Consider the following 22,855-nt stretch of genomic DNA (forward strand, 5'->3'; position numbering starts at 1 on the left):
GACTCTCAGGCGCCCTGCTTCATCCACCCCGGCAGGACAGCCCTGTCCGGGAAGCGCCGGCGGAGACGGGCGAGGGTGGGTTCGAGGCGTTCGAGGCGCTGGTGCGCCGGATCCTCGAAGAGGGCGCGTGCGCGACCCAGGCCCCAGGCCAGACGCAGCTCCACCTCACGCACGAGGAGACGACGGGTGGCCAGGGCCAGGAAGGCCTGTTGGAGGCGGCGGGCCAGCACCAAGGGCGGCGTCGTCAGATCCTCGGGGGCGGCGTGCCAGGCGTGGGGCTCGCCATCCACATCCCACCAACGCAGGGTCAGGTGGCGCGGGTGGCGGGCATCGGACCAGAGCCAGTCCAGGCAGCGGGCGGCCAGGGCCACTTCCTCGGGCAGGCAGGGGGGCTGGAGGCGCCAGCCATGTCGGGCATGGCCGGGGCGCTCCGTGAGCAGGGGCAGTCGGGGCCGGTCCTCGCCGCGGACACGGGCCTGCAGGTCCGGCGCCACCGTGGCGTTCGTCAATTCCGCCAGCACGGGCAGGGGTACGGGCTGGAGGTCGCCGAAGCGGCGGAGGCCCAGGCGGTGGAAGCGGTCCCGGGTGCGGGGCGCCAGGTCCGACAGGCGACGCAGGGACTGGGGGCTGAGAAAGGAAGCCTCGGCACCGTCCGCCACCCACTCCAGGTGATGCTCGGCGTGGGCGGCGATCTGGGCGGCGGTGGCGCTGAGCGAGAGCCCTCCGTGGCTGGCCCAGCCGTGCCGGTCGGTCAGCTCGCGGCACATGCGCGCGGCGGTATCCGCCAGGGGGCCGAAGATCCGCTGGGTGCCCTGGAGCTCCACCAGGGCTTCGCCCAGACGCAGAAGTTGCCCCTGGGGTGTCCAGTGCTGGAGGAAGTCGCCCAGGCTCCCCTGGGCCTCCCACCACACCTGGGGGGCCGGATCCAGCACCCGCAGGCCCGGGGCCACCCGCAGGGCCTGATCCAGGGGCAGGCCCGGGGCCAACCCCTCGGCCCGGCCCAGGCGATTCACGAACCAGAGGGTGGGCGAACGGGGGCTTTCGGGATTCAGGAAGGCCAAGGGCCGGTCCCGCAAGGCGCCATCCCGTCCACAGGCCAGCTGGAACGGCAGTTCGGGAACCCACATCGCCAGCACCGGAACCTCCAGAGGGGATCCAAGTATGGCGAATTTTTAGCGAAAAACAACCCGAGATCAACCCCTGCCCCCGGGGTGGGGCCGATTCCGCCAAGGCGGCGTCGGCATTGGTCACATACAGGCTAATCCATCAAAATCCGCACTTATGCGCCTGTTGGAATTCCGGGATACTGGCCCTTCGCGAGCCCGGAAAGCCTCGCATGAAGGGGCATCGCACCCCATTCATCCACCGGCAAGGCCCGCCGTTCCCCCTGTCCCACCCCCGGAGTTCCCATGGCCTGCCCCCTTCGCCCTTCCCGCACCCTCCTGGCCTTCCTGATCACCGGCTCCACGGCCGGAACGCTGCTGGGATCGGGCTTTCAGTTGCGGGAGCAGAGCCCCAGCGCCCAGGGCAACGCCTACGCCGGCATCAGCGCCGGGGGCACCGACATCGGCAGCATGTTCTTCAATGTGGCCACCCTCACCCGCTTCGAAGGGAACCAGGCCGTGCTGGGCTTTAGCAGCATCACCCCCTCAGCCCGCCTGGAAGGCGGTTCCGCCTCCAGGGCCACCCCCCTGGGCGGCAGCCCGGTCAGCGGCACCGCGGGTGGCGATGCGGGCCGCCAGGCGGTCCTCCCCGTCGCTTACGCGCTCTGGAGCGCGAGCCCAGACCTGAAGCTGGGCCTTTCCCTGAACAGCCCCTTCGGTCTTGGCAGCGAGTACGAAGCCAACTGGATCGGCCGGTACCACGCGATCAAGTCCCAGATCACGGTGGTGGAAGTCGCCCCCAGCCTGGCCTGGCGCGTGGATTCCCGCTGGTCCCTGGGCGCTGCCGTGGTGGCCCGGTATGTGGACGCCGAACTGACCAACGCCGTGGACTTCGGTGCGGTGGGCGCGGCCCTTCGCATCCCCGGCTACATTCCGGGAACCCAGGACGGCGCCGTGAAGGTGACGGGAAAGCAGTGGAAATACGGCTACAAGCTGGGGGTCCTCTTTGAGCCCACCCGGGATCTGCGCCTCGGCGCGGCCTACCACTCCCGCATCGACTTCGCCCTGAAGGGAGATGTGCACTACGAGGGTGTCCCCGCGGCGTTGAAGGCGGCGTTCCAGGATGGAGGAGCCACCCCCCGGGCCAACCAGCCCGCCACCGCCTCCTTGGGTGCGGCCTGGGAGGTCACCCCGGGCCTGAGCCTCCAGGCGGAGGCTGCCCGGACCTTCTGGAGCTGCTTCCAGGACATCCGCATCGAGTTCGCCTCGGGCCAGAGCACCTCCGTCACCGAGGAGAAGTGGAAGGACACCTGGTTCCTGTCCCTGGGCACCACCTGGAAGCCGAACGACACCTGGACCTTCCGGGCCGGCCTGGCCAGGGACCAGGCGGCGACCTCGGACGCCTACCGCACCCCCCGCATTCCCGACGCGGACCGCACCTGGCTGAGTGCCGGCGCAGGCTACGCCTTCAGCAAGGCCTTCGCCTTGGACCTGGGCTACAGCTACATCTTCGTGAAGGATTCCACCCTGAATCTCAAGGCGGGCAGCCCCGGCAACCCGGACTTCTTCCGCGGCAACCTCTCCGGCACCTACCGCAATCGCATCCAGGTCCTGGCCCTGCAGGCCCGCTACAGCTTCTGAAGCGGGCCCGCGGCGACAAGGCCTTGGCGCCCCGTCTCAGGGCTCCATCTGGAACCGGTGCGTGCACTCGACCCAGCTCTCGGAGCCGTCTTTGTATCGCTCCCGCTTCCAGATGGGCACGCGCTGCTTGATCTCGTCCATGATCCAGGCCGCGGCCTGGAAGCTCTCGGCGCGGTGGGCGCTGCTGGTGACGACGAGGACGGCGGCCTCGGTGAGGGGCACCATGCCGATGCGGTGGTGGACGGCGCAGCGGGTGAGCCCGTAGCGCTCGATGGCCTTTTCGCGCAGGAGGCCCAGCTCCTTCTCCGCCATGGGCACATAGGCCTCGTAGGCCAGCTCCAGCACGGGGCGGCCTTCGTGGTGATCCCGCGCCCGGCCTTCGAAGAGCACGAGGGCGCCGGCATGGGGGTCTTCCATGACACTTCGTAAAGCCATCGCGTCCAGAGGCGCTTCCTGAACCGCTATCCAGGGAATCATGCGTGTCTCCGCTTCAGGCCCAAACATACACTGAACTGTTTCCCGAGGTCCGCCATGTCCATGCCTCACATCGATCCCAACACTGTCTTCGACACCCTCGGCCGCCACATGCTGGTGGACGGGTTCCACCTGGTGATGGACCTGGAGAAATCCCATGGTTCCTGGATCGTGGATGCCCGGGACGGCCGGAAGTACCTGGATTTCTATACCTTCTTCGCCACCACCCCCCTGGGCCACAACCACCCCCGCCTACGGGAGGCGGCCTTCGTCCAGCGCCTGGGCGAAATCGCCGTCAACAAGCCCGCCAACTCGGACATCTACACCACGGCCTTCGCGGAGTGGGTGGAGGCCTTCGGCACCCATGCGGCGCCTGACTACCTGCCCCACCTGTTCTGGATCGACGGCGGCTCCCTGGCGGTGGAGAACGCCCTGAAGGCGGCCTTCGACTGGAAGGTGCGCAAGAACCTGGCGGCGGGCAGGGGCGAGAAGGGCTCGCAGGTCATCCACTTCCGCGAGGCCTTCCACGGCCGCAGCGGCTACACGCTCAGCCTCACGAACACCGCCGATCCCCGGAAATACCAGTACTTCCCCAAGTTCCCCTGGCCCCGCGTGCCGAACCCCAAGCTCACCTTCCCCATGGACCTCGCCAAGATCGAGGCCGCGGAGGCCGAAGCCGTGGCTGCCATCGAAGCGGCCGTGGCCCAGAATCCCGACGACATCGCCTGCCTGATCATCGAACCCATCCAGGGCGAGGGCGGTGACAACCACTTCCGGGGCGAATTCCTGGCGAAGCTGAGGGTCCTGGCGGACCGTCATGAATTCCTGCTGATCTTCGACGAAGTGCAAACGGGCTTCGGCGCCACGGGCCAGTGGTGGGCCCACCAGTGGTTCGGCGTGCAGCCCGACATCATCGCCTTCGGCAAGAAGGCCCAGACCTGCGGCATCGCCGCCGGCCGGCGCCTCGACGAAGTGGACAGCGTGTTCAAGGTACCCAGCCGCATCAACAGCACCTGGGGCGGCAACCTGGTGGACATGGTGCGCGGCACGCGCATCATCGAGGTCATCCGCGAGGAGCACCTGCTGGAGCACGGCGTGAAGCAGGGCGAGCGCCTGCTCAAGGGCCTGCAGGAGATCCACCGCGACTTCCCCGAGTTCACCGCGAACCCCCGAGGCCGCGGCCTCTTCTGCGCCATGGACATCGCCAGCCCCGAGCTGCGCAATGCCGTGGTGGCCAAGGGCCACGAGCTGGGCATGATGATCCTCTCCACCGGCGTGAAGGGGCTGCGCTTCCGCCCCGCCATGAACCTCACGACCCCGGATCTGGACCTGGGCGTGGAGCTGCTCCGCAAGGCCGTGGCACAAGTGGCGGCCGCTTCCCCTACTCTGGTGGGATGAAGATCGAGCTCTACTGCGATGGCGCATGTCTTGGGAACCCCGGCCCCGGTGGCTGGGGGTACCTGCTGAGGGTGCACCTCGCCACGGGGATCCAGGAAAAGGAAGGTTCCGGCCCCGAGGCCGACACCACCAACAACCGCATGGAGCTGATGGCCGCCATCCGCGGCCTGGAGGCCCTCACCAAGCCCTGCCAGGTGCTGCTCCAGAGCGATAGCCAGTATGTGGTGAAGGGCATCACCTCATGGCTGAAGGACTGGAAGCGGCGCGGCTGGAAGAAGGCCGACGGCAAGCCAGTCCTGAACGCGGACCTCTGGCAGGCGCTGGACGCCCAGTTGGCCCGGCACCATGTGGAGGCCCGCTGGGTGAAGGGTCACGCGGGCCACACGGAGAACGAGCGGGTGGACCGCCTGGCCAACGAGGCGGCGCAGTCCCTACTCGCTAGCTGACAGGCTTTCCGGGGCGGGGTTCCCCCGACCCGGAAAGCGGGGGTTCGGGGGGACATCGCGAGCGAAGCGAGCAGGCGGTCCCCCCGGAGCGTATCAACGTCGCTTGGGGAACTTGTAGACGATCTCGGGCGTCCAGCCGCGCACGGGCTTGCCGTCGCGGACGGCGGGACTGAACGAGGACTTGTTGGCCGCCTCGATGGCCGCCTCGTCGAACCCGTAGGAACCAGACACGCCCTCGATCACGGACACCTTCAGGGGATGGCCCTGTTCGCTCACGAACACCTTCAGCCGCACGAAGTGGTCGAGGTTGGTCTCCCAGCGCATCTGGACGGCCCGGAGGGGGAAGGCCGGCGCGATCTGGCTGGTTACGCGGGCAGGTTGGTCGTTGTTGACGGCCGGGGCCATGGTCTGGGGCGCGGCGGTCTGGGGCGTGGGCACCTGGGTGGGCACGGCGGCGGGCCGCTGGGCCTCCTGCATGGGCTGGGGCTTGGGCGGCTCCGGCGCGGGCGGAGCGGCGGCCACCTTGGTCTCGGCGGCCTTCTTCTGCTCGGCCAATTTCTGCTCGGCCGCCTTCTGCTCGGCCAGCTTCTGCTCGGCCAGCCTCTGCTGCCGCTCCACTTCAAGCTTGCGGGCCTGGGCCTCGTCCAGCTGCTTCTGGATCCGGGCCTTCTCTTCCACGGACTTCGTTTCGCTCAGCTGCTTCTGGAGCTGGGCGGTCTTCTCGGTCTCGGCCTTGGCCTTGGCATCGAGGTCGGACTTCTGCTGCTCGATCTGCACCTTCAGGAGCTGGAGTTCCGCCAGCTGCTTCTGCATGGCTGGATCGACCTTGGGGCGGCCGAAGAGGATGTAGCCCAGACCGAGGATCACCACCGCGGCCAGGCCGCCGCCGATGAGGAGGGTCTTGTTCTTCTGGTTGGCCTCCTCCGCCGCGTGCCCGTCGATATGCTCCACGCGGGTGGCGCCGCTTCGCAGCGTCTCGCCGGCGGCGGTGTAGGCCAGGTAGTTGTCCCCCTGCTCCGCCTTCATGGCCAGCGCGTCCCGGTCGTTCTCCTCCCGGAACAGCGTGTGCATGAAGAAGGCCATGTTGAAGGTGGTGGGGCTGTACTCGCCGTCGTAGAGCACCCGCTCCAGCTCGGTGTTGAAGGCCTCTACCGTGGCGAAGGGCTGACGGCCCAACAGCAGGCGGCCCAGGAAGGCGCGGATCTCCGCGGGCAGGGGCGCCTCCTCCTGCGCGGCCTTGAGCGTGGCCTTGTCCAGGAGGGTCTGGAAGTCGCCGCCGAGGGGCAGCTGCTCGAAGGTGAGCAGTTCGTAGAGCACGGCGCCCAGCGCGAACAGATCCTGCTGGAGGGCATCGTTCTCGGGGCCCTGGAGGTAGGGTGCGAGCTTGCGCTTCGCTGTGGGGGCCTTGGCCAGCATGCTCTTGGCCAGAGCGGCATAGGGGGCGTCCACGATCTGGGTGGCGCCTTCGAAGCTCACCCACACGCTGTGCGGGCTCAGCACGCCGTGGCTGGCGCCCTTGGCCTGCATCTGCACGATGCCCTGGGCCACGCCCTGGATCACCGTGAGGGCATGATCGACGCCGAAAGGGATCTGCTCCTGCCGGGCTTTCTCAATGAGCTGCGCGAGGCTGCGGCCGGGCACATAGTCCCAGGCCACATGCGGCGCCTTGCCGCTCTCCACCCGGTAGCCCAGCCCGTAGATGCGCGCGCCGCCCAGCAGGGGCACCACGCGGCCAGCTTCGGACAAGCGGGTGTTCATGCCCGCCTGGAACATCTCCTCCGAGAAGGTCCGCACCAGGGCGTGGCGGTCGAAGTTGCTGCCGGTGATGACGACGGCCCGATGGATCGCGCCGAAAGGATCGCTAGCCAGGTCTGAGGCCAGCAGATAGGACCCGAGGCGCGTATAGGTGCCCATGACTTTCTCCAGAGGGAATGCTTGGAAAGATAGCTTGAAAGTCGTGATTCGCCTAGCGAATCGAGGGTTCTTTCGGGTTCGCGGGATCAGGCGCGGGCGGAATCTCCCACTGGTCCCCGGCTGCCCGCCAAGCCAGGATCCAGAGGTTGGCCGTGGCGTGGACGCCATTGGAAAAAGCCAGCTGCATCTGGGCGAAGGGAAGGGACAAGTCGTCCCAGGGACCGATGCGGCGACCAGCATTTTCGTCGAAATGTTCCCGGAGGCGCCGGTTCCGCTCCTGCTTGGTGGCCAGGAAACGCCGGAGGGCCGGAACGGGGTCCAGGCCGCCGGCCACCGCCCAGTACGGCTCCTGGGTCACCAGCAGGTGCGCCATGTGCTCGTCGGCATACGCTTCGAAGCTCTCCCGCAAGGGGCTCATGCCCTCGCTGGCCGAAGGATCCGTCAGCAGCTGGACCAGATGGGCCAGGACGCCCAGGTCACGGACGATGTCCTCGGGGCGGCGGCGCTCCTCGCTGAGGCGAAGGATGGTGCGGAACTGGGCCTCCACCTCCTCCACCGTGGGCGGCTGGTCGTTGGCGACCCCCCGGGCCCCCTCCAGCAGGGCCTGGGGGTGGGCCCGCAACAGCGTGGCCATGCGCTTGGGCAGCAGCCGGATCGCCTTGGCCGTCTGGGCCTCATGGACCCTCGGGGACCAGGCCCCCAGCGACCCGCAGGCCAACAGCAGCAGCAGTGCCGCGCCTCTCGGATCACGCATCGTGGGACTCCTGGGCCAGGGCCGATTCCGCTTCATCCATGGGGTTCAGCGGAATACCCAGGGCTTTCAGGCGGTGCAGCAGGGTGGTGCGGCGCATGCCGAGGCGGCGGGCGGATTCGCTCTTGTTCCAGCCGGTGGCCTGGAGGGCCTCGAGGACCAGGTGGCGCTCCAGGTCCTCCAGGAACCGGCCGAGCCCCTGGTGCTGGGGCAGACGCGGGTAGGCCGCCGTCGGCAGGATGCCGGCGATGGCCGCCGGGAGGTCCTGAAGCAGCATCCGCTCGGGATCGGAGCCCAGTGCCATGGCCCGCTCCACGGCGTTCTCCAGTTCACGCACATTGCCCGGCCAGCCATAGGCTTCCAGGGCCTGCAGGGCGGCGGGCTCGACCTGCTTCAGTGGCAGGCCCAGCTCCCGGGCGAACTTGCGGATGAAGTGGGCCACGAGCACCGGAATGTCGTCCCGGTGCTCCCGCAGCGGCCGCAGCTGCACGGGGATCACATTCAGGCGGTAGAAGAGGTCCTCGCGGAACCGCTTTTCCGCCACCAGGGCGCTCAGATCCTCATTGGTGGCCGCCAGCAGGCGGAAGTCCGCCTTCACCGTACGCGCCGAACCCAGCGGCGTGAACTCCCGCTCCTGGATCACCCGCAGCAGCTTCACCTGCAAGCTGAGGGGCATGGTGCCGATCTCGTCCAGGAAGAGGGTGCCGCCCTCGGCCTGCTGGAAACGCCCCGGGCGGTCGGTGCGGGCGTCCGTGTAGGCCCCGCGCACATGGCCGAAGAGCTCGTCCTCCAGCAGCGTCTCCGGGATGGCCCCGCAGTGGATGGCCACGAAGGGGCCCTGGGCCCGGGGGCTCCACTGGTGGATGGCGCGGGCCGCCAGTTCCTTGCCGGTCCCCGAAGGCCCGGTGATGAGCACCGTGGAGGGCGACGGCGCCAGCCGGCGGAGCAGGGTCTGGAGGTGCTGCCACGCCTCGGACCGGCCCACCATCTGGGGGCCGGGCTCCTTGTGCTGGATCTGCTCGCGGAGCCGCTTGTTCTCCTGGTTCAGCTGCGACTTCTCGATGGCCCGCAGGAGCGTGTGCTCCAGTTCCTCAGCCCGGAAGGGCTTGGGCACATAGTCGTAGATGCCCATCCGCATGGCCTGGAGGGCCGTCTCGACGGAAGTCGAACCCGACAGCACCACCACCACCGTGTCGGGATTGGCCACGGCCTGACGGGCCAGTTCCAGGCCGTTCAGATCCGGCAACATGAGGTCCACCACCGCCAGGTCGAAGTGCTCGCGCCGCAGGCACTGAGCGCCCCGCAGCCCCGAGCCGGTGCCCACCACCTCGTGCCCATGGCGGGATAACAGGGTGCCCACCACCTCGAGGATGGTGGGATCGTCGTCCACCAGCAGAGCCCGGGCTGGATTCATACCTGAATGGTTCCCCAGGCCGGAACCCCCTGTCAAGGTTTGGACAGTCTGGATAGACTTCACCCCATGCTTTCCAGATCCAGCCTGTGGCAGCGCCTGTCCGGGGCTTCGCTCTGGCCCCTGGCCTGGGCCCTGGCGGCCGCCTGCACCGTGCCATGGCTGGTCCCGGAGCGCTGGGACGGTCAGCTCGCCGGCCGCTGGGTCGCCCTCGGCGCTCTGGTTTGGGCCCTCACCTTGCCCCTGCTCCGGCAGCGCCGATGGGTCATCGTGCCCCTCGCCCTCGGCCTGGCGGGATTCACCTTCCTGGGGCTGGCCCGCAAGGCCCGCTGGGAAGCCGCCCTGCCCTCGGGTTTCCTGGCCGTGGAAGGCCGCATCGCGGCCCCCTGGACGCTGCAGGGCGAACGGCTGCGCACCCAGCTCGAGCTGTCCGCACCGGAAACCCTCCGCGGCCTCGCCCTGCCCCTCACGGTGCCCGCCGAGGGCGAGCTTCCCCCACCTGCTCCCGGCACGCCGGTGCGCCTGCGCGCGGACCTGCGTCCCATCCAGCCCGCGCCGGTCTTCCTCGCGGAGCGCCCGCTCTGGCGGGCCCGCAGCGACGAAGCGCCCCGGCGCATCCACCTGTCTTCGGCCCAGTTGATGGAGGCGACCGGCCCGCCTGCACCCTCGCTTCTGCTGCGCCTTCAGACCCTGGCCCGGCGGCGCTTCGAGGCCCTGCCCCTGGGCCCCACCGCCAGGGACCTGTGGGGCGCGCTCGCCCTGGGCATCCCCCCGGCGGACGAGGCCCACTTCAGCGTGTTCGCCGAGAGCGGCACCCTCCACATCCTGGTGGTCTCAGGCCTGCAGGTGACCCTGGTGATGGCGGCCCTGGAAGCACTGTGGCGACGCCTGCGCCTGCACGGCGCGGCCACCGGCTCCATCGCGGCCGGGCTGCTGTACTCGGCCCTGGTGGGCTTTTCCGCGCCGGTGTGGCGCGGCCTCTTCATGGGCGTCGCCTGGGCCCTCGGACGCAGCAGCGGCTGGAAGCTGCCGCCGGTGGCCGGGCTGCACCTGGCCCTGCTGCTCTGGCTGCTGGGGCATCCCGCCGCCGGCGCAGAACCAGGCTTCCTGCTGGCCTGGTGGGCCCTGCTGGGCCTGCTCTGGGGCGCCGAGCCCCTGGCGGGCCTGGCCTCCCCGATGCTGGGCCGCCTCGCCCTGCCCTTCGGGCGGCTGGCCGCGCCCTGGCTCTCCACCCTGCCCCTGCTGGCGCTGCTCCATGGGGGTGCGCCCTGGTGGGGCATCCTCGCCAACCTGCTGGTGCTGCCCCTGGTGGCCTTCCTCACGCCCGTCTGCCTGGCCCTGATCCTGGTGCCCGTCCCGGGGGTCACCCAGGGCGCCGCCGCCCTGCTGACCTGGATGGGCGATCGGCTGGTGCCGGCCCTCACGGGCATCGCGCCGCTGGCCACGGGGGTCCTCTGGCCCTGGCTCCTGCTGACGCTGGGCTGGCTCACCCTCGCCCACCGGCAGGGGACCCTGAGGCGCACCCGGGCCCTGACCGTGGGGCTTGTGATCCTGTCGCTGGGCCTGCTCGGCTTCCACGGCACGGGCCGGGCGCCGGCCACCCTGTCCCTGGAATCCGTGGACATCGGCCAGGGGGATGCCCTGCTCCTGCGGGTGCCCGGAGGAGGGGCCACGCTGATCGACACGGGTCCGGGGCCCTGGAGCGGCCGCCGCCTCGCCCGCGTCCTGAGCCGGCGCGGCGTGCGCGAGCCCGTCCACCTGGTGCTCACCCACGCCCACGGGGACCACGCCGGCGGCTGGGCCACGCTGTCCCGGCTCTGGCCCCTGGCCGCCACTTCGGTGCCCGTCACGGCGGAGGAGGAGGATCCCTGGCTCCCCTTCCGCCCCTCCGCGGGCGCGGATCCTGCGGGTCTCCTGCGAGGCGATGCGTGGGCCCGAGGCGAAGCGGCCTTCAGCGTCTGCTGGCCTTCCTCAGCCTTCGCCCTGCCGGACGCCAACATGGAATCGGTGGTGCTGCGGGTCACCTGGCGGGACCGGGAGCTCTGGCTCATGGGCGATGCCCTGGCCACCCAGGAGCGGGACCTCCTGGACCTGGGCGACCCCGGCCCCTTCCCCCATCGCCTGTTGAAGGCCGGACACCACGGCAGCCGCAACGCCTCGGACCCCGCCTGGGTCGCGGCCCTGAAGCCCGAGGTGGTCCTCATCCCCGCCGGCTTCCACAACCGCTTCGAGCATCCGCACCCGGAGACGCTGGCCACCTTCCGTCGCGAGGGCCTGATCCCCTGGATCACGGGCCCCTCCCAGGGCCTTCGCGTCTCCGCCCAGGCCGGAGGCTGGCGCATCGAAACCGGCGAAGGTGCGACGGCCTTCACGCCCCTGCGAAAAAGCCCGACGCCCTGAGGCGGTCCACCAGCCGCCGGCTGCCCTCGGCGTGGTTGGCCGTCCACTGGGCCTGGGCCTCCGGCCCCACATCGTTCACCACCACCAGCGCCCCGGCGCAAGGCACGCCCGCCGCATGGCAGGCCGCGAAGATGCCGGTGAGTTCCAGGTGCTCCACCGGCGCCACGGAAGCGAGCAGGGCCGCGCCTTCCAAGGTTCTGGTGATGGCGGGTGGCACGGCCACCCCCTGGGATGGCAGCGGCCCCTTCAGCGTGGCATCCCAGCGGACCCGCTCGATCCCGGGGCGGTAGGCCCCCCCGCGCAGTTCCTCCAGCGAGGTCGCGATGGCCTGGGAGGCCCACAGCTCCTCGAACAGGCCCAGACGGGCATCGTAGCGCCCACAGGTGCCCAGGAAGAGCACGGCCTCGGGGCTTCGCGCCGCCAGCAGGCGGGCCGTGACGGCGGCCGCGGTCACGGCGCCCACGCCCACAGTGGCCGTTTCCCAGCCCGCGGGCGGATCCCCGGCGAGGGAGCCCAGTTCGGGGGCGAAGGCGGACAGCAGGAGTCTCATGGCGTGATTCTACAGATGATCCAGGGTCCAGGCCGCGACGGGAATGGACAGGCCGTTCCCCAGCAGCCGGTACCGGACTTCCAGGGACACGGCTTCAGGAAAGCGGAAGCCCTCGGGCAACCCGAGCAACCGGGCGGCTTCGGAGGGTGAGAAGCGGCGCACGCCACGCGCAGTCTTCAGGAAGGAGCCGCTGCCCACGAAGCGACGGCCATAGCCGCCGATGAAGCAGGTGCTGCGCTGGTCCCCGGGCTCCACCAGGTCCATGCCGTGGCCGTGGCGGGCGAGGGTGTCGGGATCCAGGTACAGCCCCTCGTCTTCCTCCGGATCCAGGAAACTGGCGAGGGGGCGCGGGGGGAGGTCCGGCAGCGGCCTCGGTTCCAGGGGTTTCCGCGAGGCCACGATGAAGACGCGGGGCCGCTGGTTGGGCAGCCCGAAGCGGCTGGGGCAGGCCTCGAGATCCAACCGGTGCATGCCGTGGGCCCGGATCCGCTCCGACAGCAGCGCATGGGCATCCGAGCCCAGAAAGCCGCCCACATTCTCCAGGACCAGATGATCCGGCGGCGCTTCCCGGAAGAGGTCCATCAGGTGGAGGAAGGCCCGCGAGCGCCGATCCTCCAAGCCCTGGTGGTTCCCCATGCGGCAGAAGGGCTGGCAGGGCGGGCTCATGAGCCAAGTGTCGGCACAATGGGCGGCCAGCTCCTGCTGTGGCACCGCGGCCAGTTCCCGGGGCGTGGGCTGGTGGCCGTGGTTCAGAGCGTAGGTCGCATTGGCGGCCTCGCTCACATCGTAGGCGGCGGCCACGGTGCCCCGGTCCCGGAGGGCGCAGCGCCAGCCTCCAAGCCCCGAGAACAGTTCCAGGACGCGCATCAGCCGCAGCCGCAGCCACTTCCACAACCGCCGCAGGCGGCGGCCTGGAGGGTGGTGCCCTTGGCGAGGCCCTGCCCCTGGATGAAGAGGTGGAGGGCCAGCGCCAGGCCCGTGATGGCATCGGCCCAGGGGAACCAGTGGCTCAGGAGGCCGCCCACCAGGAGCAGAGTCGCCTGTTCCAGCAAGGCACGGGTGCGGTCGGCATCCCACCCCAGGGCCGGATGGACGCCCGCCAGCCGCCGCTTCGCGACCCAGAGGGGTGCCTGGAAGGCGAGACCCAGGATGGCCACCCCCAGGACCGAGAAACCGACCCGCATCCCCGGGCCCTCCCGAAGCGCCAGAATCGCAGCCAGGGCGAGCCCCAGAGCCAGGAGCCGCAGGAGGTGGCTGAGGGCCCGAAGGACCAGCCGCTCCCGATCGAGCCCCCGGTTGCCGAGGCCATCGAGGATGCGTCCCCTGAGGCTCAGGGCCGGTGGGATCTGCAGGAGGGAGGCGGCGCCGAACCCCCACAGGGCGATGGGGCCTTCCGAAAGCCCCAGACCCAGCGCGGCTCCGCCCAGGATGAGATCGGCTCCCACCGAGAGCAGGGCCAGACGGGTGGCCGGGGCCAAGACCGAGGCCGAAGCAGAATCGGCCTTCATCGCGTCAGCTTGCGGTACTTGATCCGGTGGGGATCGAAGGGCTTCAGACCCAGGACATCCTTGCGATATTCCTCGTACTGGCTGTAGTTCCCATCGAAGAACTGAACCTGAGAGTCCCCTTCGAAGGCCAGGATGTGCGTGGCCAGGCGGTCCAGGAACCAGCGGTCGTGACTCACCAAGACGGCGCTGCCGGCGAAGGATTCGATGGCCTCCTCCAGGGCGCGCATCGTATTCACATCCAGATCGTTGGTGGGTTCGTCGAAGAAGAGCAGGTTGGATTCGCTTTTCAGGGTGAGGGCCAGGTTCAGGCGGTTCTGCTGCCCGCCGCTCAGCTCGGAGATCTTCTTCTGCTGGGAATCGCCGGAGAACCCAAAGCGGCTCAGCCAGGCCCGGGCATTGATGAGCTTGCCGCCCAGCTCAATCTGTTCGTAGCCACCGGAGACCGCCTCGAACACATTCTTGTCGGGGTTGAGGTTGGCGCGCAGCTGATCCACATAGGCCATGCGGACGGTCTCTCCGATCCGGATGGTGCCGGCATCGGGCGTCTCCTGGCCCGTGAGCAGGCGCAGGAGCGTGGACTTGCCGGCGCCGTTGGGACCGATGACGCCGAGGATCCCGGCGCGGGGGATGGCGAAGCTGAGGTTCTCGAAGAGCACGCGATCTCCGTAGGCCTTGGAGACCCCGTTCAGCTCGGCCACGAGATCGCCCAGTCGGGGGCCGCTGGGAATGTAGATCTCCAGCTCCTGCTCCTTCTGGCGGCCCTCTTCGCCCGCCAGCCGCTCGTAGTTGGCGATGCGGTCCTTGCTCTTGGCGTGCTGGCCCTTGGGCGACATGCGGATCCACTCCAGCTCGCGCTCGAGGGTCTTCTGCCGTTTCTGGTCCGACTTCTCCTCGCGGGCCAGCCGGCCCTGCTTCTGCTCCAGCCAGCTGGAGTAGTTGCCCTTCCAGGGGATGCCCTCGCCCCGGTCCAGCTCGAGGATCCACTCCGCCACATGATCCAGGAAATAACGATCGTGGGTGACGGCGATGACCGTGCCCTTGTAGTCCTGCAGGTGCTTCTCCAGCCAGGCCACGGTCTCGGCATCCAGGTGGTTGGTGGGCTCGTCCAGTAGCAGGATGTCCGGCTCCTGGAGCAGCAGGCGGCAGAGCGCCACGCGACGGCGCTCGCCGCCGGACAGCACGGCGATCTTGGTGTCCGGGTCGGGACAGCGCAGAGCATCCATGGCCTGCTCGAGACGCGAATCCAGATCCCAGCAATCGTGGGCGTCGATCTTATCCTGCAGCTCGGCCTGCTTCGCCAGCAGCACATCCATGTCCGCATCGGGATCGGCGAACTGATCGCTGATGGCGTTGTAGTCCTTCAGCCAGCCCACCTTCTCGGCGGCACCCTCCTCCACGATCTCCCGCACGGTCTTGCCGGGATCGAGCTGGGGTTCCTGGTCCAGGATGCCCGTGGTGTAGCCCTTGCTCAGCACGGCCTCGCCGTTGAAGTCGTGGTCCACGCCCGCCATGATGCGCAGCACGGTGCTCTTGCCGGAGCCGTTCAGACCCAGGACGCCGATCTTGGCACCATAGAAGTAGCTGAGGGAGATGTCCTTGATGACCGGCTTGTTGTTGTAGATCTTGCTGACCCGCATCATCGAATAGATGATCTCGGGCTGATCGGATGGAGTCCTGGTCGCGGTCTTGGCCATGTCATCACTCGAAAAGGGTGATTCTATCGCGCTTCCCGCCGAACCCATCGCGGGGATCCCCGTCGCCACGGTGGCGGAGCGCCTGCCTGCCATCGCATTCACACAGGCAGAAACCTTGCAGCCGAAGGTGATTGCTTGTAATTTTGGCGCATCCATTCAAACAGTGGCCCCTCCCCCGGACTCAAGCGATGCGGAGACTCCCATGAACCAAGTGGTGGCGCGATTCCTGGATGGAACCACCCTGAAGGGCCAGACCAGCGATTTCCTTCCGACCAAGAACCTCTTCCACATTCTGCTCGCCGGAACCGGCCACGGCGCGAAGCCCCAGGAAGTCAAGGTCCCCGACCTCAAGGCGGTGTACTTCGTCCGGCGCCTGGAGGGGGATCCGGACCACCACAAGACCAACGACTTCCCCCCCTTCGCGCCGACGCCGGGGCGGAAGGTCCAGGTCACCTTCAAGGACGGGGAAGTGCTGGTGGGCACCACCCAGGGTTATCAGCCGGACCGGCCGGGGTTCTTCCTGCTCCCGGCCGATCCGCGATCCAACAACGAGCGGTGCTTCATCGTGACGACGGCCACGCAGTCCGTGGCGTTCCTGTAGCGGCCCCTAATCCAGGGCGGCCTGGGCGGCGGCCAGGGTGGCGATGGGCACGCGGTAAGGGCTGCAGCTCACATAATCCAGCCCCACGCGGTGGAAGAAGGTCACGCTGCGGGGATCGCCGCCGTGCTCGCCGCAGACGCCGAGCTTGATCCCGGGGCGCGCGGCGCGGCCCTTCTCGCAGGAGATGCGGACCAGCTCGCCGATGCCCTCCTGATCCAGGCTCTGGAAGGGATCGTCCTCCAGGATCTTCTTCCCCACATATTCCGGTAGGAAGGTGCCCGCATCGTCGCGGCTGAAGCCGAAGCCCATCTGGGTGAGGTCATTGGTGCCGAAGCTGAAGAACTCGGCCTCCTGGGCGATCTTGTCCGAGGTGATGGCGGCGCGGGGAATCTCGATCATGGTGCCGATGGGGCACGCGAACTGGCTGCCGCGCTCCTGGTTCACCTGGGCGATCTCGTCGAGCATCTCGGCCTTGGTGTAGGCCAACTCGCGCACGGTGCCGATGAGGGGCACCATGATTTCCGGCAGGGCCTTGATGCCCTGGGCCGTCACATTCAGGGCGGCTTCGGCGATGGCCCGAACCTGCATCCGGATGATCTCCGGGAAGGTGATGCCGAGGCGGCAGCCGCGATGGCCCATCATGGGGTTGAACTCGTGGAGCTGCGTCACGCGGCGTTCCACCGTGCCAAGGTCCACGCCCAGCACTTCGGCCATCTCCTTCTGGCCCGGCTCGTCCTGGGGCAGGAACTCGTGCAGCGGAGGATCCAGCAGACGGATGTTCACTGGCAGGCCGTTCATGGCCGTGAAGAGGCCTTCGAAGTCCTCGCGCTGCATGGGCAGCAGCTTCACCAGAGCCTTCTTGCGACCCTCCACATCGTTGGCCAGGATCATCTCGCGCACCGCCAGGATGCGATCCCCTTCGAAGAACATGTGCTCCGTGCGGCAGAGTCCGATGCCTTCCGCACCGAAGGCGCGGGCCACGGCCGCATCGTGCGGCGTGTCGGCGTTGGTGCGCACCTTCATGCGCTTGGCCTCGTGGCTCCAGGCCATGATCTTCGCGAAACGCTGGTAGAGCGGGCTGTCTTCGGCCTTGAGCCGATTGTCGACCAGCACCTGGTTGACCTCGGAGGGATGGGCGCTGAGCTTGCCGGCGAAGACCTCGCCGGTGGACCCATCCATGGAGATCCAGTCCTGGCCGGCCTTCAGCTCGTGGCCACCCACCAGCACCACGCCGCGGACGAGATCGATCTGCAGCGCCGAGGCGCCACAGACGCAGGGCTTGCCCATGCCTCGGGCCACCACGGCCGCGTGACTGGTCATCCCACCCCGGGCCGTGAGGATGCCCTGGGAGGCCACCATGCCCGAGATGTCCTCGGGGCTCGTCTCCACGCGCACGAGCACCACGGGGCCCTCCTGCGCCATCGTCTCGGCCTGCTCGGCCGTGAGGGCGATGCGACCCGTGGCCGCCCCTGGCCCGGCGTTGAGGCCCTTCGTCAGCAGCTGGCCCTCCTTCCGCAGGCGGTCCTTCTCCTTGGGATCGAAGACCGGCGCCAGCAGCTGGGAGAGGCTATCGGCATCGATGCGCTTGAGCGCGGTGCGGCTGTCGATGAGGCCCTCGTCCACCAGGTCGATGGCGATGCGGATGCTGGCCATGGCCGTGCGCTTGCCATTGCGCGTCTGAAGCAGGTACAGCTTCCCGCGCTCGATGGTGAACTCGATGTCCTGCATGTCCTTGAAGTGCTGTTCCAGGCGCTGGCAGGTGGCATCCAACTCCGTGAACGAGGCGGGCATCGCCTCCTCGAGGCTCTTCAGGCCCGTGCCTTCGGCCTGCGCCCGCGTGATGGGCTGAGGCGTGCGGATGCCGGCCACCACATCCTCGCCCTGGGCGTTGATGAGGTACTCGCCGTAGAAGAGGCGCTCGCCCGTGGCAGGATCCCGCGTGAAGGCCACGCCGGTGCCGCAGTCGTCACCCATGTTGCCGAAGACCATGCTCTGCACATTGACGCCTGTGCCCCAGTCATCCGGGATGCGGTGAAGGCGCCGGTAGGTGATGGCCCGGGCCGTGTTCCAACTCTCAAACACGGCGCGGATGGCGCCCCAGAGCTGATCCATGGGCTCCTGCGGGAAGGGCTGGCCGGTCTCCTCCAGCACGATTTCCTTGAAGGCCGCCACCAGACCCTTCCAGTCGCTGGCATCGAGGTCCGTGTCCTGGTGCTTGCCCGAGCGCTCCTTGGCGCGCTCCAGCTCTGCCTCGAAGAGCGAATGTTCGACACCCAGCACCACATTGCTGTACATCGTGATGAAGCGGCGGTAGGAATCCCAGGCGAAGCGGGCATTGCCGCTGGCCCGTTCCAGGGCCGCGACCGTGCGGTCGTTCAGGCCGAGATTGAGAACCGTATCCATCATGCCCGGCATGGAAACCCGGGCACCGGAGCGCACGGAGAGGAGCAGGGGGTTTTCGGCGGCACCGAAACCGCATCCACGCACGCCCTCCAGCCACCTCAGGGCTTCGAGCACTTCGGCCTTGAGCCCCTCGCTGAGCTGCCGGCCATTCGTGTAGTAGGCGCCGCACTGCTCGGTCGTGAGCGTGAATCCCGGAGGCACCGGAATGCCCAGCCCGGCCATCTCAGCCAGGTTGCACCCCTTGCCACCGAGCAGGTTGCGCATGGCTGCGCCCCCCTCGTTGCGGTTCCCCCCAAAGGTGTAAACACCTTTACTCATCAGTTCCTCCACGCGGAACTTCCAGTGTATCCGGCGTGGAACGCAAAAACCCCCGCGGATGCGGGGGTTCAACATGAAAAACGGGTCACCTGGTGGGGTGACCCGTCTGATTTTAACGTCGCAGCGACCTACTTTTCCACGCCTGTCCGGCGCAGTATCATCGGCCCTCCAAGTCTTAACTGCCGTGTTCGGGATGGGAACGGGTGTGACCCTTGGGGAAAAGCCACGACGAAGGGGTAGAAGGGTGAGAAGGGATTTGGGCGAGGCGCGGTTAAGCGCTCGAGGGTTATGAAGTTGATGCAATTGATTGATGAAAGGTCAAGTCTGTGGACCGATTAGTATCGCTCAGCTAAATCCGTTACCGGACTTACACATGCGACCTATCAACGTGGTGGTCTTCCACGGGTCTCATAGGGAGATCTCATCTTGAGGGGTGTTTCGCGCTTAGATGCTTTCAGCGCTTCTCACTTCCCAACTTAGCTACCCAGCATTGCACCTGGAGGCACAACTGGAACACCAGAGGTCAGTCCATCCCGGTCCTCTCGTACTAAGGACAGGTCCTCTCAAATCTCCTGCGCCCACACTAGATAGGGACCGAACTGTCTCGCGACGTTCTGAACCCAACTCACGTACCACTATTGATCGGCGAACAGCCGAACCCTTGGGACCTGCTTCAGCCCCAGGATGTGATGAGTCGACATCGAGGTGCCAAACCTTGCCGTCGATATGAACTCTTGGGCAAGATCAGCCTGTTATCCCCGGCGTACCTTTTATCCGTTGAGCGATGGCCCTTCCATTCGGGACCACCGGATCACTATAACCTGCTTTCGCACCTGCTCGTCGTGTCTGACTCGCAGTCAAGCTCCCTTATACTATTGCGCTCTGCGGCTGATTTCCAAACAGCCTGAGGGAACCTTCGTACGCCTCCGTTACGCTTTAGGAGGCGACCGCCCCAGTCAAACTACCCGCCTGACATTGTCTTCCACCCGGATCACGGGTGCGAGTTAGAGATCAGCGTTGAACAGGGTGGTATCTCAACAGTGGCTCCACCGACCCTAACGAGCCAGTTTCATAGCCTCCCACCTATCCTGCACAGTCCAACGCCAACCTCAATGTCAAGGTGTAGTAAAGGTGCACGGGGTCTTTCCGTCTAAGTGCGGGTAACCGGCATCTTCACCGGTGCTACAAGTTCGCTGAGTCTCTGCTGGAGACAGTTTCCAGATCGTTACGCCATTCGTGCAGGTCGGAACTTACCCGACAAGGAATTTCGCTACCTTAGGACCGTTATAGTTACGGCCGCCGTTCACCGGGGCTTAAATTCGCAGCTTCGCTTGCGCTGACCGCTCCTCTTGACCTTCCGGCACCGGGCAGGCGTCAGCCCCTATACCTCCTCTTTGGAGTTTGCAGAGACCTGTGTTTTTGTTAAACAGTCGCCTGGAACATTTATGTGCCACCACCTCGGGCTATGAACCCTACCGTGGTACCCCTTCTCCCGAAGTTACGGGGTTAATTTGCCGAGTTCCTTCAGCAGAGTTCTCTCAAACGCCTGAGGATTCTCTCCTCGACTACCTGTGTCGGTTTGCGGTACGGACACAAGCACCTCTCCTTAGCAGCTTTTCTCGGCAGTGTAGGATCAGGACTTTTCGTCAGAAACCTTGGGCTCGTGGCGCCCGGACTTCCCTAAGCACCACCCTTGGATCCTTTCGCAGAACATTCCATAGCTCTGCGTCCCTACCTTCCTGCGTCCCTGCATCGTACAAACGAGATGCTCATGGTGCTGGAATATTAACCAGCCTTCCATCGCCTACGCCTTTCGGCCTCGGCTTAGGGTCCGACTAACCCAACGCGGATTGACCTTGCGTTGGAAACCTTAGTCTTACGGCGGACAGGGTTCTCGCCTGTCTTTACGCTACTTATGCCGACAGAGTCTCTTCCCATGTCTCCAGCTGTCCTTACGGTCAACCTTCACAGACGTAGGGAATGCTCCCCTACCACTTACGTTCGCAGCTTCGGTAACATGCTTTAGCCCCGTTGAATTGTCGGCACAGACCCGCTTGACCAGTGAGCTATTACGCTTTCTTTAAAGGATAGCTGCTTCTAAGCTAACCTCCTGGCTGTCTAAGCACATCCACATCCTTTTCCACTTAGCATGTATTTTGGGACCTTAGCTGGCGATCTGGGTTCTTTCCCTCTCGACTACGGATCTTATCACCCGCAGTCTGACTGCCGGACTTCACGGCGTGCCATTCGAAGATTGGTTGGATTCAGTAAGCTGGTAAGCCCCCTAGTCCATTCAGGTCTCTACCTGCACGACGAAACATCCGACGCTAGCCCTAAAGCTATTTCGGGGAGAACGAGCTATCACGGAATTTGATTGGCCTTTCACCCCTATCCTCAACTCATCCAAGCGGTTTTCAACCCACACTGGTTCGGACCTCCATCCGGTGTCACCCGGACTTCATCCTGGTCAAGGATAGATCATCCCGTTTCGCGTCTATTTCCAGCGACTGTCGCCCTATTCAGACTCGGTTTCCCTACGGCACCGCCTCTTCGGCTTCGCCTCGCCACTGAAAATAACTAGCCGGCTCATTATGCAAAAGGCACGCGGTTCCACCGGATAAACCATGGTGGTTCCACTGCTTGTAGATTGACGGTTTCAGGTTCTATTTCACTCCCCTCATCGGGGTTCTTTTCGCCTTTCCCTCACGGTACTGGTTCACTATCGGTCAGATGAACATATTTAGCCTTACCGCATGGTCGCGGCAAATTCTGTCAAGGTTTCTCGTGCCCCGACATACTTGGGAACACCACTCAGAGTCCTCGTAGCTTTCGCATAAGGGGCTATCACCCTGTATCGCCGGCCTTTCCATGCCGTTCCGCTAACTAGAGGTTTTGTAACTCTGTGTTGAGGGGCAGCCTCAACCTGTAGGTCCCACGACCCCCCTTACGCAACGCCTGCCGCTTACACGTAAGAGGTTTGGGCTCTTCCGGTTTCGCTCGCCGCTACTCCCGGAATCACTGTTGTTTTCTGTTCCTGTGGGTACTGAGATGGTTCACTTCCCCACGTTCGCTTCTCAAAGCCTATGAATTCAGCTGAGAGATGACTGAGCTTTCACCCAGACGGGTTTCCCCATTCGGACATTCCCGGATCACCGTTCGCGTGCAACTCCCCGAGACTTTTCGCAGCTTACCACGTCCTTCATCGCTGTCATCTGCCAAGGCATCCACCGTCAACCCTTTGTAACTTGGCCTTCCATCAATGAATTACATTGACTTCGACCCTTAAGAGTATTTCGCTAAACTTGCCTCGCCTTAAGCCCACAGCGTCACTTCAACGCCATGGATCACCCTTCTCTATTCCTTCTATTTGACTGTCAAACAACTCTGCCTTCCGGCAACTGACCCTTGAGTCAGCCTTGAGCTGGATTCAAACCTCGAAAGGCCTCAACTCAACTCAAACCTTGCATAAATGGTGGGCCTAGGTGGATTCGAACCACCGACCTCACGCTTATCAGGCGTGCGCTCTAACCAGACTGAGCTATAGGCCCCAGTTTGTGCCTCAGCGGGCGTTGGTGGACCCGACCGGGATCGAACCGACGACCTCCTGGATGCAAACCAGGCGCTCTCCCAGCTGAGCTACGGGCCCGTTTCCAGACGCCCAAGCACGCTCGTCAAAGATTGACCGAGCGTCTTTAAAAACCGGATAGAAATTTCGATCGGAAGCGTTGACCTTTCGTCGCTCCTAAAAGCGACTCTCCTTAGAAAGGAGGTGATCCAGCCACAGGTTCTCCTACAGCTACCTTGTTACGACTTCACCCCAATCACCAAGTTCACCATTGAGAGCTGGCCCCTTGCGGTTACCTCACCCTCTTCAAGTGCTCCCGGCTTTCGTGATGTGACGGGCGGTGTGTACAAGGCCCGGGAACGTATTCACCGTATCATTCTGATACACGATTACTAGCGATTCCACCTTCATGTAGTCGAGTTGCAGACTACAATCCGAACTGAGGACGACTTTCTCCGATTAGCTCCATCTCGCGACTTTGCAACGGTTTGTATCGCCCATTGTAGCACGTGTGTAGCCCTGGACATAAGGGCCATGAGGACTTGACATCATCCCCACCTTCCTCCCGGTTAACCCGGGCAGTCCCCGTAGAGTTCCCGCCATGACGCGCTGGCAACTACGGGTAAGGGTTGCGCTCGTTGCGGGACTTAACCCAACATCTCACGACACGAGCTGACG

At 66.0% G+C, this 22,855-nt stretch carries 15 protein-coding genes, 2 tRNA genes and 3 rRNA genes; 5 read left to right on the top strand and 15 right to left on the bottom strand.

From position 1 onward, the window contains the following. Positions 1–5: 5 nt before the first annotated feature. Positions 6–1,127: a hypothetical protein gene (locus QZ647_RS09375; RefSeq protein ID WP_366526166.1), complete on the bottom strand. Its 1,122-nt coding sequence runs from the start codon at positions 1,125–1,127 to the stop codon at positions 6–8. A gap of 282 nt (positions 1,128–1,409) precedes the next feature. Between QZ647_RS09375 and QZ647_RS09380 the strand changes: the two genes are divergently transcribed. Beyond that, positions 1,410–2,744: an outer membrane protein transport protein gene (locus QZ647_RS09380; RefSeq protein WP_291271903.1), complete on the top strand. Its 1,335-nt coding sequence runs from the start codon at positions 1,410–1,412 to the stop codon at positions 2,742–2,744. Between the two features lie 36 nt (positions 2,745–2,780). Here QZ647_RS09380 and QZ647_RS09385 read toward each other — a convergent pair whose 3' ends face one another. Continuing rightward, a complete protein-coding gene (locus QZ647_RS09385) occupies positions 2,781–3,248 on the bottom strand; it encodes a molybdenum cofactor biosynthesis protein MoaE (protein ID WP_366526144.1) in 468 nt (155 codons plus the stop codon). A 27-nt stretch (positions 3,249–3,275) separates the two neighbouring features. On the opposite strand from QZ647_RS09385, the gene lat reads away from it, so the two are divergent. Together lat and rnhA are read left to right on the top strand one after the other, a co-directional pair. Beyond that, the gene (lat, locus tag QZ647_RS09390) at positions 3,276–4,616 is read left to right on the top strand and encodes an L-lysine 6-transaminase (protein WP_291271905.1); all 1,341 of its coding nucleotides are present in this window, start codon (positions 3,276–3,278) and stop codon (positions 4,614–4,616) included. Then, entirely contained in the window at positions 4,613–5,062 is a 450-nt protein-coding gene (rnhA, locus tag QZ647_RS09395) for a ribonuclease HI (RefSeq protein WP_291271906.1), read from the top strand. Before lat ends, rnhA begins: the two co-directional genes overlap by 4 nt. A gap of 93 nt (positions 5,063–5,155) precedes the next feature. On the opposite strand, the gene QZ647_RS09400 is transcribed toward rnhA, so the two are convergent. From QZ647_RS09400 to QZ647_RS09410, 3 genes are read right to left on the bottom strand one after another with little or no spacing between them, the layout of a single operon-like run. Continuing rightward, positions 5,156–6,976, bottom strand: a complete 1,821-nt coding sequence (locus QZ647_RS09400; protein WP_291271907.1) for a TonB family protein — start codon at positions 6,974–6,976, stop codon at positions 5,156–5,158. A gap of 52 nt (positions 6,977–7,028) precedes the next feature. Then, on the bottom strand, positions 7,029–7,730 hold the full coding sequence (locus tag QZ647_RS09405) for a hypothetical protein (protein WP_291271908.1): 702 nt from the start codon (positions 7,728–7,730) through the stop codon (positions 7,029–7,031). After that, positions 7,723–9,141, bottom strand: coding sequence for a sigma-54 dependent transcriptional regulator (locus tag QZ647_RS09410; RefSeq protein WP_291271909.1), 1,419 nt, complete (start codon positions 9,139–9,141; stop codon positions 7,723–7,725). The genes QZ647_RS09405 and QZ647_RS09410 overlap by 8 nt, the downstream gene beginning before the upstream one ends. Before the next feature lie 66 nt (positions 9,142–9,207). Between QZ647_RS09410 and QZ647_RS09415 the strand changes: the two genes are divergently transcribed. Then, the gene (locus tag QZ647_RS09415; protein ID WP_291271910.1) at positions 9,208–11,538 is read left to right on the top strand and encodes a ComEC/Rec2 family competence protein; all 2,331 of its coding nucleotides are present in this window, start codon (positions 9,208–9,210) and stop codon (positions 11,536–11,538) included. Here the strand turns inward: QZ647_RS09415 and QZ647_RS09420 are convergent. Genes QZ647_RS09420 through ettA form a run of 4 tightly spaced genes read right to left on the bottom strand, consistent with a single transcriptional unit; the run spans position 11,507 to position 15,290 of the window. Beyond that, the gene (locus QZ647_RS09420) at positions 11,507–12,088 is read right to left on the bottom strand and encodes a phosphorylase (protein ID WP_291271911.1); all 582 of its coding nucleotides are present in this window, start codon (positions 12,086–12,088) and stop codon (positions 11,507–11,509) included. The two genes, QZ647_RS09415 and QZ647_RS09420, sit on opposite strands and share 32 nt — an antisense overlap. A 9-nt stretch (positions 12,089–12,097) precedes the next feature. After that, entirely contained in the window at positions 12,098–12,955 is an 858-nt protein-coding gene (locus QZ647_RS09425; RefSeq protein ID WP_291271912.1) for a DNA cytosine methyltransferase, read from the bottom strand. Next, complete coding sequence (locus QZ647_RS09430) at positions 12,955–13,596, bottom strand: hypothetical protein (RefSeq protein WP_291271913.1); 642 nt, start codon at positions 13,594–13,596, stop codon at positions 12,955–12,957. Before QZ647_RS09430 ends, QZ647_RS09425 begins: the two co-directional genes overlap by 1 nt. After that, the gene (ettA, locus tag QZ647_RS09435) at positions 13,593–15,290 is read right to left on the bottom strand and encodes an energy-dependent translational throttle protein EttA (protein ID WP_291271914.1); all 1,698 of its coding nucleotides are present in this window, start codon (positions 15,288–15,290) and stop codon (positions 13,593–13,595) included. Before ettA ends, QZ647_RS09430 begins: the two co-directional genes overlap by 4 nt. Before the next feature lie 202 nt (positions 15,291–15,492). Between ettA and QZ647_RS09440 the strand changes: the two genes are divergently transcribed. Then, positions 15,493–15,891, top strand: a complete 399-nt coding sequence (locus QZ647_RS09440; protein WP_291271915.1) for a hypothetical protein — start codon at positions 15,493–15,495, stop codon at positions 15,889–15,891. 6 nt (positions 15,892–15,897) lie between these two features. Here QZ647_RS09440 and ppdK read toward each other — a convergent pair whose 3' ends face one another. From ppdK to QZ647_RS09470, 6 genes are all read right to left on the bottom strand, one after another. After that, on the bottom strand, positions 15,898–18,612 hold the full coding sequence (ppdK, locus tag QZ647_RS09445) for a pyruvate, phosphate dikinase (RefSeq protein WP_291271916.1): 2,715 nt from the start codon (positions 18,610–18,612) through the stop codon (positions 15,898–15,900). 115 nt (positions 18,613–18,727) lie between these two features. After that, positions 18,728–18,843, bottom strand: a 5S ribosomal RNA gene (gene rrf / locus QZ647_RS09450). An 83-nt stretch (positions 18,844–18,926) separates the two neighbouring features. After that, a 23S ribosomal RNA gene (locus tag QZ647_RS09455) occupies positions 18,927–21,863 on the bottom strand. Positions 21,864–22,082: 219 nt separating this feature from the next. Then, a tRNA-Ile gene (locus QZ647_RS09460) sits at positions 22,083–22,160 on the bottom strand. Between the two features lie 22 nt (positions 22,161–22,182). Then, positions 22,183–22,258 (bottom strand) — tRNA-Ala (locus tag QZ647_RS09465). 116 nt (positions 22,259–22,374) lie between these two features. After that, positions 22,375–22,855 (bottom strand): 16S ribosomal RNA (locus QZ647_RS09470); the annotation flags it as partial.

Source organism: Geothrix sp., assembly GCF_020622065.1.
In the GTDB taxonomy this organism is placed as follows: Bacteria; Acidobacteriota; Holophagae; order Holophagales; family Holophagaceae; genus Geothrix.